Source organism: Paenibacillus sp. FSL H7-0350 (assembly GCF_038593195.1).
In the GTDB taxonomy this organism is placed as follows: Bacteria; Bacillota; Bacilli; order Paenibacillales; family Paenibacillaceae; genus Paenibacillus_AQ.
Genome location: NZ_CP151972.1, coordinates 301,437 through 316,442, shown reverse-complemented (window position 1 = coordinate 316,442; position 15,006 = coordinate 301,437). Strand labels below are relative to the sequence as shown.

Below are 15,006 nucleotides of genomic sequence, written 5' to 3'. Positions count from 1 at the left end.
GTTGATACAGGCCAAGCGGCCCAACCTATAATAGAGGTGGAATTCAGATGTTTATGAGAAAATACACTATCGCAGCTATAACCGCAGCCACCCTTCTCTCCTTCTCGTTCGGCGGGCAGATGTTTGCAGCAGGCAGCAGCTTCAAGGATATCGGCAGTATAAGCGGCAAGGATAAAATAGATACACTAAAGGAGCAAGGACGAATCAAAGGAATATCAGACACACAATTTCTTCCCGGAGCCATAGTATCGACTGCACAAGGTGTACAGTTCATCTCCGGTGGTCTGCAGCTTAGCCTGGCCGCAATTGATTTCAATAAGGCCCCCCAGGCCAGCGCTATTTTCTCCAAAGTAAAGGACAATGCCTGGTACGCGGAAGCCTTCATCAATGCGCACTATAATGGTGTGAATATCCCGGCCAATATCGATCCGGCGAAGCCGATTTCTAAAGAGCTGTATACCAGTATGCTGGTTCAAGCTGTGGAGAAGGCCGGTAACCTGCCGATGATCAATCTCGTCCCGGCTACGCTTGCAGACGCAGACGCGCTGGACCCTTCCTACCAGGGCAGCATTCAGCGGGCGCTGAAATACAAGATTACTGCCCTCGATGCCAGCGGCAAGTTCAATCCGAAGAGCACTATTACCCGCGCTGAAGCAGCAGTTATGCTGTACAACACGCTGGACTACTTGAAGTCCGTTAGCGATGGCGGCACACAGAAGTAAAGGAAAATTGGATTCGTTCATACCGTTCCCCCGCGTATGATAGATAAAAGGCTGTCCCGGAAGCCGTTACGGCTAGGGGCAGCCTTGTTTTTTTGGCAGGAAGTACGTAGGCTTATTGTGAGATGAAATAATCTCCCTTTACCATACGTGTTAGTAGTGAATGGAGGCGGATGATGGGGAATAACGACAACCTTATGAATGAACCTGACAGCTTAACAACTACAGTCAACCAATATACCGATATGATCCTGCGCTTAGCCCTTGCTCATCTCGGTAATCTGGCGGATGCTCAGGATGTGTGCCAGGAGGTATACATCAAGTTTTTCAAGCACCAGCGTATCTTTAACAGCCTGGAGCATGAGAAGGCATGGTTCATAAGAGTAACAATTAATACGTGCAGGGATGTCATCCGCAGCCCGTGGCGGAAATGGTTCCGCTCCTATGAAGAAGTGCCTCTTCCTATTGAACCGGCAGAAGATCTGGAAATCCTATCCTATGTGCTGATGCTTCCCCGAAAATATCGGATCGTCATACATCTCTATTATTATGAGGGCTACAAAACAGCAGAAATTGCGCAGCTCCTGGGCATCAATGAGAATACGGTCCGCACTCAGCTTAAGCGGGCTAAGGAGCTGTTGAAGACTAAGCTAATGGAGGATTTCGACCATGATGAAGGATAAGTATGTGAACGGGATGGACGGTATCAAGGCTGACGAAGCTTTTAAACAATCCATTATCCGCAGTGCCACAATTCATTCCGGTACGTCAAAGACCTCAGCTTGGACATTTCGCAGAAAAATAATGACCACTGTGCTCTCCTGTGTGATCATCCTCTTAATCGCCACCCTAGGACCCCTCCTTGTGAACAGCGGTGATCCTGCCACCCCTTCTCCCCTTTACAGCGGGTTCATGGTGACAGCTTATGCAGCAGACGGCGTCCCGGTAGTGGTTCAGCCGGGTGTCGAATTTCCGCTCGGCCAGTACTCGTTATATATGAGCAGTGTGCCCGGCTTCCCGATCAAGCTTGCTGCTGAAGGTGCAGATACCATTGAGGTACGGGCCACTGAGGGCCAGCTGCTGTTGTGGAATCCGGCCGACGGAAAGGTGATCCTTTCGAACACCAAAGCCATTGTTAAGCCCGGGGATACGGTCTACTGGTCTCCTCCAACTGATAAATCCATTCAATACACTGTCTCTGACAGCAGTCTGGAGATTACAGCCTTCAAGGGTAGCACCAAGCTGGGCAGCAGCTCGATCCAGGTCCTTTCACAAGATCACATCACATACACAGGCAAATTAGTTTCTAAATGAGGGAATTTGACCCGCTCAACCGGTTGAGGAATTGCAGGGCGCGCGGGTTCTTCGTCTCCTCCAGCACCTCCCGGGGGGTTCCCTGCTCCAGAATAACTCCGTTGTCCATCAGGATGATCCGGTCGGCCACATCGGCCGCGAATTTCATCTCATGGGTGACGATGACCATTGTCATTCCTTCCCGGGCCAGCTGCTTGATAACCTTCAGCACCTCGCCGACCAGCTCAGGGTCAAGCGCCGAGGTCGGCTCATCGAATAGCAGCACCTCCGGCGAGGCCGCCATGGCGCGGGCTATCGCTACACGCTGCTGTTGGCCGCCGGACAGCTGATGCGGATACGCATCTGCCTTGTCTGCCAGACCCACCTTGTCCAGCAGGGCCAGCGCTTTGCTGCGCGCTTCTGCCTTAGAACGCTTTTGCACCGTGACCTGTCCCTCCATCACATTGCCGATCGCCGTCATATGCGGGAACAGATTATAAGACTGGAATACCATTCCTGTCTGCTGGCGCAGGGACAGTACGGTACGCTGTGGAATTTTGGCGCCCGGGGTGAAATCCAGCTTAATCGTGTTCAGCATAAGACTGCCCTTGTCGGGGGTCTCCAGCAGGTTGAAGCAGCGCAGCAGTGTGGTTTTGCCGGAGCCGGAAGGTCCGATGATGACCATTACCTGGCCGTGTTCAACGGTGATATCCACACCTTTTAGCACTTCCAGCGGCCCGAAAGACTTATGTAAATCGCGTATTTCAATCATGCCTGTGCCTCCTTAACCTTAACTGGCCGAATACCGGTCCAGCCGCTTCTCCAAATAATTCTGCAACGCCGACAATACGGAGCAGAACAGCAGATAGAACAATGCCGCTTCGCAATATAGCAGCAGGGGTTCATAGGATGTCGCCACAATCTGCTGGGCTTTTCTAAAAATCTCGACATAAGTAATACTGGCCGCAAGCGAGGTATCCTTAACCAGGCTAATAAAAGAATTCGATAACGGAGGAACCGATACACGGGCAGCTTGAGGCAAGATCACCCGGCGCAGAGCCTGCTTCCGGCTCATTCCCACAGAGAACGCGGCTTCCCACTGGCCCTTGTGGATAGACAGAATAGCAGCCCGGACAATCTCCGAGGAATAAGCCCCGACACTTAGCGTGAACCCGATAACAGCGGCGATGAACGGATCAAGCACAATCCCGGCGGCGGGCAGTCCATAGAAAATAATGAACAGCTGCACCAGCAGCGGCGTTCCCCGGATCACCCAGACATAGAAACGGGCAATCAGTCTCGGTAGCCTCAAGGAGGACAGCCGGGCAAGTGCAGTAACCACCGCCAGCAGCAGCCCAAGAATAAAGGATACTACCGCAAGCGGAAGGGTAAAAGCCACCCCCGCTTTGAACAGTGGCAGCAGTGAATCGAGAAATATTTGTATTTGGCGGTCATCCATCATTTCGATACGTCAGCGCCAAAATACTTCTCGGAGATCTTAAGGTAGGTTCCGTCGCTCTTCATAGCGGTCAGCGCTTCGTTCACCGCCTGCACCAGCTCGTCATTCCCTTTCAGGAAGACTGCGGCACTATGCGAGCCTTCGGCAATCTCATCCACCTTCTTGATCTTGATATCCGGCTTCTGCTTCTTCAGGTCGAGGTAGGACAAGCCGTCATTGACGGTAGCATCGATCCGGCCGGAGGTCAGCAGATCAATCGCCTGGTTGAAGCCCTCGGTGGATACGATCTCAGCACCGTTGTCTGTGGCGATTTTGCCGAGGTTGCTGGTGAGCGACTGGCCGGCTTTTTTACCCTTGAGATCAGCGAAGGTCTTAATATCCTGATTATCCTCGGGGACGATCAGCACAGCCTTGGAGACAATATACGGATCGGAGAAATCATATTTCACTTTACGCTCATCGGTAATGGAGACTTCATTGAAGATCACATCGAAGCGCTTCGCATCCATCCCGGCAAAAATCCCGTCCCACTGTGTCTCGATGAACTCCGGCTTCACACCCAGGCGCTTGGTCACTTCTTCGGCGATCTCGACATCGAAGCCCGTCAGCTTGCCGTCTGCATCATGGAAGGTGAAAGGTGCGTAGGTTCCTTCGGTTCCGATGCGCAGCTTGCCGCTGGCTTTGACGGCCTCAAGGCTGTTCTGCTCCCCGGAAGCTGCACCCTCTGTAGCAGAAGATGTGGGTTCAGCCCCGGTATTGCCGCCCGTTGCTGTCTTGTCTGTATTGTTGCTTCCGCAAGCCGCAGCCGTGACCATGGTCAGGAGCAGCATAATAGTTAGACTTAGTTTTTTCATTCGATGAATCCCCTCTCGTATCTTCTCTGCAAGCACCGTGTTTACCGGCAAAAAGAATCGTAACACCGGGGTGTTACCTGCGTCAACAACTTTTTCCGATTATATTCATCGGATTTGTATTGTATTGATTTTCAATAGCTTAGCTTGCCCCAATTTCTGTTCCTGCATCAGGATATCCTGAAGAGAAATCAATACAAAAAGCGACTCTCCGAGAAAAGGAGAATCGCTGCTCTATGGACTACATAAGCTCTGCTTCTATATGGGCATTACTATACGTGCATGATTTCCGGTGCTGCCTGTTCCTTAGAACGTTCAGTTCCGGAATGGCGGCCCCGGCGCAGCAGCAGTCCAAGGACCGCACCGCCAAGCGCGACAAACATCATAATGTGGAACGTATCTGCGAAGCCCTGCGATAATACGGTTTGCTTAGCCAGCAGCAACGCTTGCTGTGAAGCGCCTGCGGTACTTTTCCCGGCAGCTGCCGCCGCTTCCTGCATCTCTATGCCGCGCGCAGTTGTTCTTGCGGTCAGAATCGTAACCAGCGTCGAGACGGCCAGCGAAGTAATTACCTGCTGCATCGAGTTCGTCAGCGAGGTTACCCGGTTTACCAGATGGCTGGGTGCCTTATTGAGCAGATGCGTGTTCATTGGCATCATCATCATGCCCATTCCCGCCCCACACATGATCAGCGGAAGGATCAGGTCCCGGCTCTGTGTGGTAAGATCTACATGCGAATACTGGAATAACGCGCCGGAGACCAGACTGAGACCGCAGACCACAAGCCAGCGCACACCGATCCGGTCGAACAGTATCCCGGCAATCGGCATCATCAGCCCGGAAGCGATCGCTTGCGGCAGCAGCGTCAGACCGGTATCAAATGCGCCGAAGCCGCGGGCCTGCTGCAGAAATTGCGGGAGCAGGAATAACGCGCCATATAAGCCGAATTGGGCAATCCACTGCACGATGATTCCTGTCGTGAAATCTACGGATTTCAGAATCCGCAGCTCCAGCAGCGGTGTCTTGGAGCGCAGCTCTGCGATGATAAAAGCGATTAGCGCCACAGCGCCCAGCAGCAATCCGATCAGCGTTTTCTCAGAGGTCCAGCTCTGCGCGCCCTGGCTAACCCCGTAGGTTAACGAAGCAAAGGCCAGCGGGCCAAGAACCATACCTAGCTTATCCATGCCGGGCACGCTGTTCTTCGCAGCATTCGGCAGCTTGCGCAGGCCAATCAGCACAGCAATGATGCCAATCGGAATATTAATGAGGAAGATCCAGCGCCAGGAATGATATTCAACCAGCCAGCCCGACAATACCGGACCAATAGCGGGTGCGAACAGGACGGGAATGCCCATAATGCCCATGACTACGCCAACCTTGCTTTTGGGAGCCAGTCTGTACACATAGGCCATCCCGACAGGGAGCACACAGCCGCCGCCCAGTCCCTGAATGACCCGGAAAACAATCAGCCATTCGGCGCTGCTTGGTGTAGCGCACAGAATCGAGCCTATCGTGAACACAATAACCGCCGTCAGGAAGACTGTCTTGGCTCCGAACCGGTCAGACAGCCAGCCTGACAGCGGAATAACTGAAGCTTGAGCCAGCATATATCCGGTAACTACCCACTGCAGCGTATGCAGATCCGTCTTGAAATCCACCACCAGCCTGGACAAAGCTACATTCATCGCCGTACTGTCCAGCACAACCATAAATACTCCTGCAATAATAGCCAGCAGCGGAACCAGAATACTGGACAGCCGGAAATCGGCTTCCTGCTTCAAGGTCTGATCCATGTCTCTTCCCCTCCTAAAGCTGTCCGCGTTCTACATTGACCTGCGGGCAGATTGTTCTATATAATGAGTGAACGGACAACTGTCCGTTAGTGCAATTCATAGTCTACGGACAATTGTCCGTGGTGTCAATTCTTTTATTTATTTTTCTGTAAATCACTGATTTATTTCTGAAAGGGGTTCTCATGAACAAGCCAGACACCGATGCTGCGCAGCTCCATCCGTCAGCTCCGCAAGCCATAGAATCCGCTCCACCCGTGTCCGCCGATCCTTATGTCCAGCGGATTCTTGAAGCTGCCCGCCAGTTGTTCACCGAGAGCGGACTCGAGGCGGTCAGCATGTACAGCATTGCCAAGCGGGCAGGCATAGGGCAAGGCTCCCTGTACCGCCGTTTTACGGACAAGGGTGAGATCTGTTCTGCCCTGCTGAAGGGCAGCGCAGATCAATTCCTGTCCGGGCTGGAGCAGCAGGTCGCTGCCAGTGCCGGTGAAGCCCCGGCGCTCGCTCAGCTGCAGAGCAGCATTGAGCAGATTGCCGATTTCATTGAACAATATGCCGAGCTGTTGAATATGATCAAAGCCGAGTTCACCGGCAAGAAGCAGCTGACCCAGTTTGAGCATCCTTTTTTTCAGCGGCTGGGGGTGATGATGACAGAGCTGCTAGAGCGCGCTGCGGCAGGTGGTGAGATTATTGACATTGATCCGGCCTTTGCAGCCACAGCCCTAATCTCTGTCCTCAGTCCCGATCTGTACCTGTATGAGCAGAAGCGGCACCACGCCTCCAAGCTGGACATCTCCCGGGGCATCGTCACTTTGTTCGTGACCGGTCTGGCGAAGCGCTGACCGCCTGCCCTTTACAAGAGGGGAATTTGTGGTATATTAAGTAGCAATTACGAATTCAATAGCAACATTATTCACTAGGGGAGTCGGCCGACTGAGACGGAGCTTAAGCTCCGGACCCTTTGAACCTGATCTGGATCATACCAGCGGAGGGAAGTGGAGCAGAATGTATCAGTGGTTCCCGTCACAGGGCCTCAGCTGACTGTACCTTCCGCCCCATTCATTGCCTCCGGGAATGAATGGGGCTTTTTTGTGCTCCGTACAGTATCTATACCAATTCCAAGGAGGCTTCGTACATAGTCTTATGATCAATATTAGCAATCTGTCCTATGTCTTCGGGACCGGTTCGTCCCGGACACCCGTGTTCTCAGGGCTATCCATGAATGTGCAGCGCGGCGAATTCATTTCTATCGTAGGCGGAAGCGGATGCGGCAAAAGCACTTTGTTCAAAATCATCGCCGGTCTGCTGGAGCCGGGCAGCGGCAGGATCACGCTTAACGGAGCTGATTCAGCAACAGCAGCGAAAAGACTGGGTAGCGTGGCCTACATGCCGCAGCAGGATCTCCTCCTGCCTTGGCGCACCGTATTGGACAATTGTCTGTTGCCCTGGGAGCTTAAGCGCAGCCGTCCCAAAGCAGCCGCTATTGCCGAGATCCGTACCCTGCTACACCGTTTCGGCCTTGACGAGACCGAAGGGGCTTATCCGCAGGAGCTGTCCGGCGGGATGCGCCAACGTGTGGCGGTCCTCCGCACTGTGGCGGCCGGGAATGACCTGCTGCTGCTCGATGAGCCGTTCGGGGCGCTCGATGCCATTACGAAGCGTTCGCTGCAGCGTTGGCTGCTGGAGTTATGGGCGGAGCTAGACAAGACGGTGCTATTCATCACCCATGACTTGGAGGAGGCGCTCTTGCTCAGTGACAGAATCTATCTAATGACTGGCCGAGAGGACGGCGGGATACAGGAATTCTCAGCCGGTCTCCCTCGTCCGCGTCATCACAGTCTGCACTATGAACCGCAGTTCGCCGCCCTGCGCCAGGAATTGGAGCTGAAGTTATATGAGAACCGCCGCTCTTAGAAGATTGCTCCAGCATTACGGTCCGGCGGCCCTGCTCGCCCTGCTGGCGCTTGCGGTCTGGGAGTCAGTAGCCCGGCTGGGCCTGGTTCCTCCCTTCATCCTTCCGGCTCCGTCTGCGATCTGCATGGCTGTGCTGGAGGAACGCCGCTTGTTATTCGCGGTACATCTGCCTGCTACACTGCTTGAGGTGCTCACAGGCTTCGCACTTTCTGTGGTCTGCGGCAGCCTGCTGGGCATCGCCATGCACCTGTTCAGTCCGCTGGCCAAGGCGCTGTACCCGCTGCTGATTATCAGCCAGACGGTTCCGCTGATCGCCCTCTCGCCTCTGTTCATCATGTGGTTCGGCTACACCTTGTGGAGCAAGGTCGCCGTTGTCTTCCTGACCGCTTTCTTCCCGGTGGTCATCGGCACCTATGACGGCTTGTCTAAGAACACGGACGCCTACCGGGAGCTGCTGCTTACGTACGGCGCGAACCGTTGGCAGATTCTCTGGAAGGTGGGCGTTCCGCTGGCCTTGCCTTCTTTTTTCTCCGGACTGAAGCTGTCGGCTGTGTACTGTGTGATCGGTGCAACGATTGGGGAATGGCTTGGGGGCAGCCAAGGGCTGGGCTATTTCAGCCGCAGAATGGCAGGGAATCTGCAGAGCGCCAAGATGTTCGCTGCTGTTGTCTTGTTATCCGTACTCGGTATCCTGCTGTTTCTGGCAGTCGCCGCGCTGGAGAAGATTATTTTGAAGAAAAGAGGACGTTATTCATGACTACTATCCGCTATACCCGTTATCTGCACAATGCAATTTCAAGGCCAGCCATGCTGCTGTCCGCTCTGCTCCTCTGTATGCTGCCTGTACTGGCAGGCTGCGCCAATACGAATAGTCCCGCGGCCTCCGGCTCTTCAACTGGTACTACTGCCACTTCTGAGGCTGGGTCCGGGACTGGAGCTGAAGGCGCAGCCCATAAGCTGACGATTATGCTCGACTGGTATCCCAATGCTGTCCACTCCTTTTTGTATGCGGCAGATGCTGAAGGTTATTTCGCGGAGGAGGGCCTTGAGGTTGAGATTCAGATGCCGGCCGATACCAATGATGCGCTGAAGCTTGTTGCTGCGGGGAAGGTAGATCTGGCACTCAGTTATCAGCCGCAGGTGCTGATGGCACGGGGCGAGCAGATTCCAGTCAAGTCGATCGCTGCGCTGGTCCGCCACCCGCTGAATCATCTCATGGTATCCGCAGACAGCGGCATTACCCGCCCGGGAGAGCTGTCAGGCAAGCAAGCCGGATATTCCTCCGTTCCGTTATATGAAGCGATGCTGAAGACGATGGTGAAAAGCGACGGCGGGGACCCTTCATCCCTCAAGCTGGTGGATGTCGGCTTTGATCTGATTCCTGCTCTCTCCACCGGACGGGTGGATGGAATTATGGGCGGGTTCATCAATCATGAGCAGCTGATTCTGGAGCAGCAAGGCCATCCGGTCCGCTCCTTCAATCCCGTAGATTACGGGGTCCCGGATTATTATGAGCTGGTACTGGCCGCCAGTGAGCAGGGACTGCAGGATTCGCAGGGCTTTTATCAGAAATTCGTGGATGCCATCAGAAAAGGCCAGCAGTATGTAGCCGGTCACCCGGATGAAGCACTGAAGCTGCTGCTTGCCCATCAGGAGGACACCGCGACGCTGGATGAAGCGATTGAACAGCGCAGTCTGGAGATCCTGCTGCCGCTGATGGATGCTGGCTCCCAGCCCTTCGGCTATCAGGATGAGGCTACATGGGAGAAAGTTAACCAATGGCTGAGCGAGAACGGACTGCTGGCGCAGGAAGTGGATGTTAAGAATGCTTTTATTAATTTCTAAATTATACCTTCAGGAGGAATTCATATGTCTTATCTGTCCAAAGTACGCCAGGCGAACCCGCTGGTGCATAATATCACGAATATCGTAGTCGCTAACTTCACAGCGAACGGGCTGCTGGCTCTGGGAGCCTCGCCGTTCATGGCCGATGCCATTGAAGAAGTAGCGGATGTAGCCGCCATGTCCGGGGCGGTTGTACTGAACATCGGCACACTGAATGAAGCCGCCATTGCTTCCATGATCGAGGCTGGAAAGGCTGCGAACAGTCACCATGTGCCGCTAGTGCTTGATCCCGTTGGAGCCGGGGCTACCGCCTACCGCACGGACGTTACGGCTAAGCTGCTGAGTGAGCTTCAGCTTACTGCGCTGCGCGGCAATGTGGCCGAGGTTGCCAATGTGGCCGGGGAGAGCTGGGCAAGCAAAGGCGTGGATGCCGGAGCAGGCGAAGGCGATGTAGTCGCTCTAGCCGTTAAAGCGGCGCAGAAGCTGAAATGCGTCGTGATTATCACCGGCAAGGAAGACATCATTACGGACGGAAAGCGCACTTACATTGCCAGCAACGGGCACTCCATCCTGACCCGGGTAACCGGAACCGGCTGTCTGCTAAGTGCTGTGGTGGGTGCATTCCTTGCCGTAAGCGGCGGGGAGGTACTTAAGGCGGCTGCCGAGGCCCTCTCCTTCTACGGCGTGGCAGCAGAGCTTGCTGCTGAGGAGGCTGAAGCCCAAGGTCCCGGCAGCTTCCAGACCTTGTTCCTGAATCAATTGTCATTGGTGACCCCGGAGCAATACAGCAGCCGCTCACGGCTGAAGCTGCTCGAAGCCTAAAACGCACACCGCAAAGGAGAGAACATGATGACTAGCATACGCAAAGCGTTGACCATTGCCGGCTCCGACAGCGGCGGCGGGGCCGGGATTCAGGCGGATTTGAAGACTTTTCAGGAGCTGGGAGTGTACGGCATGTCTGCACTTACTGCACTCACCGCCCAGAATACACTAGGTGTCCAGGGAGTCTATCCGATGGAGCCGGAGACCGTTGCAGCCCAGCTGGATTCGATCGGCAGTGATCTGCCGCCGGATGCGATTAAGACAGGGATGCTGTTCAGCAGTGACATTATCCGCGTCGTTGCCAGTAAAGTGCAGCAGTACGGCTGGCAGCAGAAGCTGGTGATCGATCCGGTCATGATTGCCAAGGGCGGCTCACAGCTGCTGCTCCAGGAGGCAGTGAAGGCGCTAATTACAAGCCTGCTTCCTCTCTCGCTTGCCATCACCCCCAATCTTCCTGAAGCAGAGATGCTGACGGGAATGAAGATTCACGGCCGGGAAGACCGGGAGAAAGCAGCAAGACTGCTGCATCAGATGGGACCCCAGTACATTATCTTGAAGGGTGGACATGACCCGTCTGGAGATGAGGCGGTGGATCTGCTCTATGACGGACGGGAATTCCAGTATATGTCCAGCCCGCGGATTGCGACGAGGCATACTCACGGAACCGGCTGCACCTTCTCAGCTGCGGTGACGGCAGGTCTTGCGCTGGGCCATTCCATGCCAGAAGCTGTCCAGACCGCCAAGGCCTTCATTCAAGCGGCGATTGAGGATAGCCTGAACATCGGGGCCGGGCAGGGGCCGACGAATCATTTTGCTTACGGGAACAGGATGAGATCAAGGGGGATAACGTTATGACACGGATTGACAGCGAGGATATGCGCAGACTGCTGAAGCTGTACTTCATTATGGGCAGTGTGAACTGCCGCCGCTCGCCGGAGGACACTTTAACAGCTGCTGCCGATGGGGGCATTACTCTGTTCCAGTTTCGGGAAAAGGGTCCCTCTGCGCTTAAAGGTGCCGCTCTGCTCCGTCTAGGCCAACAACTCCGGCAGATATGCCGGGCCTATAACATCCCGTTCATCGTGAATGATGATCTGGAGCTTGCCGCAGTGCTTAATGCCGATGGTATTCATGTCGGCCAGGATGACCTGCCTGCCCGGCTGATCCGTGAGCAGCTCGGTGAGCATAAGATCATCGGAGTCTCCGCGCATAATCTAACGGAAGCCCGGCAGGCCATCGCGGACGGAGCCGATTATCTCGGAGTCGGACCTGTCTATCCTACTACTTCCAAGGATGATGCCCAGGCCGTCCGGGGAACTACTGTCATTGAAGAGCTAAGACGAAGCGGCCTGACCATTCCCGTAGTGGGCATCGGCGGCATCACCCTGGAGAATGCTCCGCCGGTCATCCGGGCTGGTGCGGATGGAATCTCCATCATCTCGGCCATTGCCGGAGCTGAGGATATACACGAGACCACGCGGAGATTCGCGCAGCTCGTCGCTGCTCCTTAATTTTAAACCAGGCACTGTGCGGGTGGAAAGATGTTGATGCTCAAGACTCACATAGGATGCACCCCCATTTTTCCACCTCTCTCATTGTGGCGACATATTATATTAACCAGGGCGCACAGTCCAATTATGATCGGTTTTTCGATTACATCTGGCTTACGTGGCGCGCCCAGTCCAATTATGATTGGTTTTACGATTACATTTGGCTTACGCTCCCCCTCTATCCCCGCGTAATCTGCCCATAACAATTGTAGAATAGAATTGTCCATCGGCCAGCCGCTTGTCTCTGCGCAGGACACCTTCGACCTCGAAGCCCAGGCTCTCATAGAGCCGGATCGCCTTGTCATTCCTCTCCAGAACCTTCAAGCTCAGCTTCTCCAGTCTCATAGAATCCGCCCAGTTGATAGACTGCTCCAGCAGGCTCCGGCCGATGCCGTATCCCCAGAACTCCTGGAGCACTCCGACTCCGAACTCGGCCTGATGGGCCAGCCTGCGCAGCGGACTTCCTTCACATCTGGCGAAGCCCGCCAGCCTGTCCTGAACCCCGGCAACCAGAAACAGGTTCGTGCCGCTGGCCGTATCCGCCGCTATAAGCGACCGGAAGCCCTCCGGGTCGATGAATGCTTCCCCCTGAACCCGGTCTAAATTCTCCGTCTCCCCGTCGACCGTCAGTCTCAGCGCGGACAACTGCGGGGCATCCTGCAGCACGGCTGATCTCACCGTGTAGCGGAGTCCTTTGTTTTCATATTCCTGTGCATCTATAATCATTCTGTCCCTCTCCTCTCAATCTTAGGGCTGCCTTTTAGTTCTCCAGTTCATTCCAACCTATCCAGTTTAGCATTTACATCCGGAAAATCCAGGCGTATAATGCCCATGACAGACATATTACAGGATTATTTTTACATATATAGTATCCCTAAAATTCAAGCAAAGCTGGTGACCCTATTGTCGAGAGGCTTCAGAGCCATAGGACCCGGAGGAGGCTTCGGGCATGGCAAATTAAAGTTCGATGAGGAGGAGGCAAAGCCGGATATATCCAAAGCGCTGCTATTACGCATCGTCAAGTATTTCGCCCCGTACTGGAAGCAGACTCTGCTGGTGATGACTGTATTGTGCATATCCGCAGTGCTGGGGCTGCTCCCTCCTATCCTGATTCAGCAGATCATTGACCGGGCGCTACCGGACAAGAATCTGCAGCTGCTCTTTCTGCTCGTTGCCGCCTCGCTGGCTACAACGGTAGTGTCAGGATTGCTGGGTGTGCTGCAGAATTATTTGAACTCTTTTATCTCCCAGAATATTGTCCATGATATGAAAAACCAGATGTACCGCCATCTGCAGAGCATGCCGCTGCAGTTCTACTCAGGTGTTAAGCAAGGCGAGGTCATCACCCGGATGACCAGTGACATTGCTGGGATTCAAGGCGTGTTCAACAGCACCATCGTCAATTGTGCCAGCAATCTGTTCATTCTGATCTCCACGGCGGCAACCTTGTTCATCATGAACTGGAAGCTTGCGCTGCTAGGTATCCTGGTCATTCCCTTATTCATCATACCCACCCGCAAAATGGGCAATGTGCGCTGGAAGCTGGCCAAAGAGACGCAGGAGAAGATCTCGGAGCAGAATCAGATCATTGAGGAGACGCTCAGCCTCAGCGGGTACATGCTTATGAAGCTGTTCACCAGAGAGGACACCGCACTGGCAAGCTTCCGGACCGTAAATGCCCAGGCAACACGGCTGCAAATCCGCGAATCCATGGCCGGCCGCTGGTTCATGCTGGTCCTTACCACCTTCACCAGTATCGGGCCAATGATGATTTATCTGTACGGTGGATATTTATTCATCCAGGGAGAGCTGAGTGTCGGAGCAATTATCACCTTTGTGGCACTGCTGAGCAGATTGTATATTCCGGTTATGCAGATGACCAATCTCTATGTGGATGTGAACCGTTCGGTGGCGCTGTTTGAACGGATTTTTGACTATTTCGATATGGACCCGCTGATTGTGGATGCTAAGCTGGCTCTTCCAAGCCGCGTAGAGGGACAAGACATCGTCTTCGAGCAGGTGAATTTCGCTTACGCCCCGGATAAGCCCGCACTGAGCGGGATCTCCTTCACGGCAGCCGCCGGATCACTGACTGCCCTGGTCGGACCCAGCGGAGCAGGCAAAACTACCATTACCAACCTGATTCCCCGGCTCTATGAGCTGGATTCGGGTATGATCCGTATCGGCGGCAAGGACATCCGCGAGTTCACGCTGCATTCGCTCCGCTCGCAGATAGGCCTCGTCACCCAGGACACGTATCTGTTCAATGGAACGATCCGTGAGAATCTGCTCTATGCTAACGCTGAAGCCACGGAAGCCGAGCTGACGGCCGCCTGCGAAGCCGCTTATATTCATGATTTCATTCTGAAGCTGCCTGAGGGCTACAACACGGTCGTCGGCAATCGGGGTATTAAGCTGTCGGGCGGTGAGAAACAGCGGATGTCCATCGCGCGCGTACTGCTCAAGAATCCGCCCATTATCATCATGGACGAAGCCACCTCGTCGCTGGACACGGTATCGGAATATTACATCCAGCAAGCGATGCATGAACTGCTGCGCGGCAAGACCAGCATGGTCATCGCCCACCGTCTCTCCACCATCATGGCAGCCGACAATATTCTGGTTGTTCAGGACGGCAGGGTTATGGAGTCGGGGCAGCACGCTTCCCTGCTGGCAGAGAATGGGGTATACCGGGATTTGTACAACAAGCAGTTTCAGCGGGAAGATTCATAAGCCAGCAGGCGCGGTCGTAGCTCATGAAAA

General features: G+C 54.4%; 16 protein-coding genes and 1 riboswitch. Of the genes, 11 read left to right on the top strand and 5 right to left on the bottom strand.

Features of this window, described 5'->3' with window-relative positions:
• Nucleotides 1–47 precede the first annotated feature (47 nt).
• From NYE24_RS01585 to NYE24_RS01575, 3 genes are all read left to right on the top strand, one after another.
• On the top strand, nt 48–722 hold the full coding sequence (locus NYE24_RS01585; protein ID WP_342477870.1) for an S-layer homology domain-containing protein: 675 nt from the start codon (nt 48–50) through the stop codon (nt 720–722).
• Between the two features lie 194 nt (nt 723–916).
• Complete coding sequence (locus NYE24_RS01580; RefSeq protein WP_342477869.1) at nt 917–1,402, top strand: sigma-70 family RNA polymerase sigma factor; 486 nt, start codon at nt 917–919, stop codon at nt 1,400–1,402.
• Nucleotides 1,389–2,033, top strand: coding sequence for a hypothetical protein (locus NYE24_RS01575; protein WP_342477868.1), 645 nt, complete (start codon nt 1,389–1,391; stop codon nt 2,031–2,033). The genes NYE24_RS01580 and NYE24_RS01575 overlap by 14 nt, the downstream gene beginning before the upstream one ends.
• On the opposite strand, the gene NYE24_RS01570 is transcribed toward NYE24_RS01575, so the two are convergent.
• The 4 genes from NYE24_RS01570 to NYE24_RS01555 form a co-directional block, all read right to left on the bottom strand.
• Nucleotides 2,026–2,784 (bottom strand): amino acid ABC transporter ATP-binding protein, encoded by a 759-nt coding sequence (locus tag NYE24_RS01570; protein WP_342477867.1) that lies wholly within the window; start codon nt 2,782–2,784, stop codon nt 2,026–2,028. The genes NYE24_RS01575 and NYE24_RS01570 overlap by 8 nt on opposite strands.
• An 18-nt stretch (nt 2,785–2,802) precedes the next feature.
• Nucleotides 2,803–3,471: an amino acid ABC transporter permease gene (locus tag NYE24_RS01565; RefSeq protein WP_036694388.1), complete on the bottom strand. Its 669-nt coding sequence runs from the start codon at nt 3,469–3,471 to the stop codon at nt 2,803–2,805.
• Nucleotides 3,471–4,325, bottom strand: coding sequence for an amino acid ABC transporter substrate-binding protein (locus tag NYE24_RS01560; RefSeq protein ID WP_342477866.1), 855 nt, complete (start codon nt 4,323–4,325; stop codon nt 3,471–3,473). Before NYE24_RS01560 ends, NYE24_RS01565 begins: the two co-directional genes overlap by 1 nt.
• A 269-nt stretch (nt 4,326–4,594) precedes the next feature.
• Nucleotides 4,595–6,115, bottom strand: a complete 1,521-nt coding sequence (locus NYE24_RS01555) for a DHA2 family efflux MFS transporter permease subunit (RefSeq protein WP_076154084.1) — start codon at nt 6,113–6,115, stop codon at nt 4,595–4,597.
• A 182-nt stretch (nt 6,116–6,297) separates the two neighbouring features.
• On the opposite strand from NYE24_RS01555, the gene NYE24_RS01550 reads away from it, so the two are divergent.
• The 7 genes from NYE24_RS01550 to thiE all read left to right on the top strand — a co-directional run bounded on the left by NYE24_RS01550 (nt 6,298) and on the right by thiE (nt 12,204).
• Complete coding sequence (locus tag NYE24_RS01550) at nt 6,298–6,954, top strand: TetR/AcrR family transcriptional regulator (protein ID WP_051493397.1); 657 nt, start codon at nt 6,298–6,300, stop codon at nt 6,952–6,954.
• A gap of 66 nt (nt 6,955–7,020) precedes the next feature.
• Nucleotides 7,021–7,123: riboswitch (TPP riboswitch) on the top strand.
• A gap of 132 nt (nt 7,124–7,255) precedes the next feature.
• On the top strand, nt 7,256–8,026 hold the full coding sequence (locus NYE24_RS01545) for an ABC transporter ATP-binding protein (RefSeq protein ID WP_342477865.1): 771 nt from the start codon (nt 7,256–7,258) through the stop codon (nt 8,024–8,026).
• Nucleotides 8,007–8,783, top strand: coding sequence for an ABC transporter permease (locus tag NYE24_RS01540; protein WP_076154087.1), 777 nt, complete (start codon nt 8,007–8,009; stop codon nt 8,781–8,783). The genes NYE24_RS01545 and NYE24_RS01540 overlap by 20 nt, the downstream gene beginning before the upstream one ends.
• On the top strand, nt 8,780–9,871 hold the full coding sequence (locus NYE24_RS01535) for an ABC transporter substrate-binding protein (protein ID WP_342477864.1): 1,092 nt from the start codon (nt 8,780–8,782) through the stop codon (nt 9,869–9,871). The genes NYE24_RS01540 and NYE24_RS01535 overlap by 4 nt, the downstream gene beginning before the upstream one ends.
• Before the next feature lie 24 nt (nt 9,872–9,895).
• Nucleotides 9,896–10,693 carry a hydroxyethylthiazole kinase gene (gene thiM / locus NYE24_RS01530; protein ID WP_342477863.1) on the top strand — a complete coding sequence of 266 codons (798 nt, stop codon included), beginning with the start codon at nt 9,896–9,898 and terminating at the stop codon, nt 10,691–10,693.
• 27 nt (nt 10,694–10,720) lie between these two features.
• Entirely contained in the window at nt 10,721–11,548 is an 828-nt protein-coding gene (gene thiD / locus NYE24_RS01525; RefSeq protein WP_342479183.1) for a bifunctional hydroxymethylpyrimidine kinase/phosphomethylpyrimidine kinase, read from the top strand.
• A complete protein-coding gene (thiE, locus tag NYE24_RS01520; protein ID WP_076154091.1) occupies nt 11,545–12,204 on the top strand; it encodes a thiamine phosphate synthase in 660 nt (219 codons plus the stop codon). Before thiD ends, thiE begins: the two co-directional genes overlap by 4 nt.
• Nucleotides 12,205–12,408: 204 nt before the next feature.
• Here thiE and NYE24_RS01515 read toward each other — a convergent pair whose 3' ends face one another.
• A complete protein-coding gene (locus NYE24_RS01515; RefSeq protein ID WP_036694396.1) occupies nt 12,409–12,969 on the bottom strand; it encodes a GNAT family N-acetyltransferase in 561 nt (186 codons plus the stop codon).
• Between the two features lie 105 nt (nt 12,970–13,074).
• On the opposite strand from NYE24_RS01515, the gene NYE24_RS01510 reads away from it, so the two are divergent.
• Nucleotides 13,075–14,976, top strand: a complete 1,902-nt coding sequence (locus NYE24_RS01510; RefSeq protein ID WP_342477862.1) for an ABC transporter ATP-binding protein — start codon at nt 13,075–13,077, stop codon at nt 14,974–14,976.
• Nucleotides 14,977–15,006 lie beyond the last annotated feature (30 nt).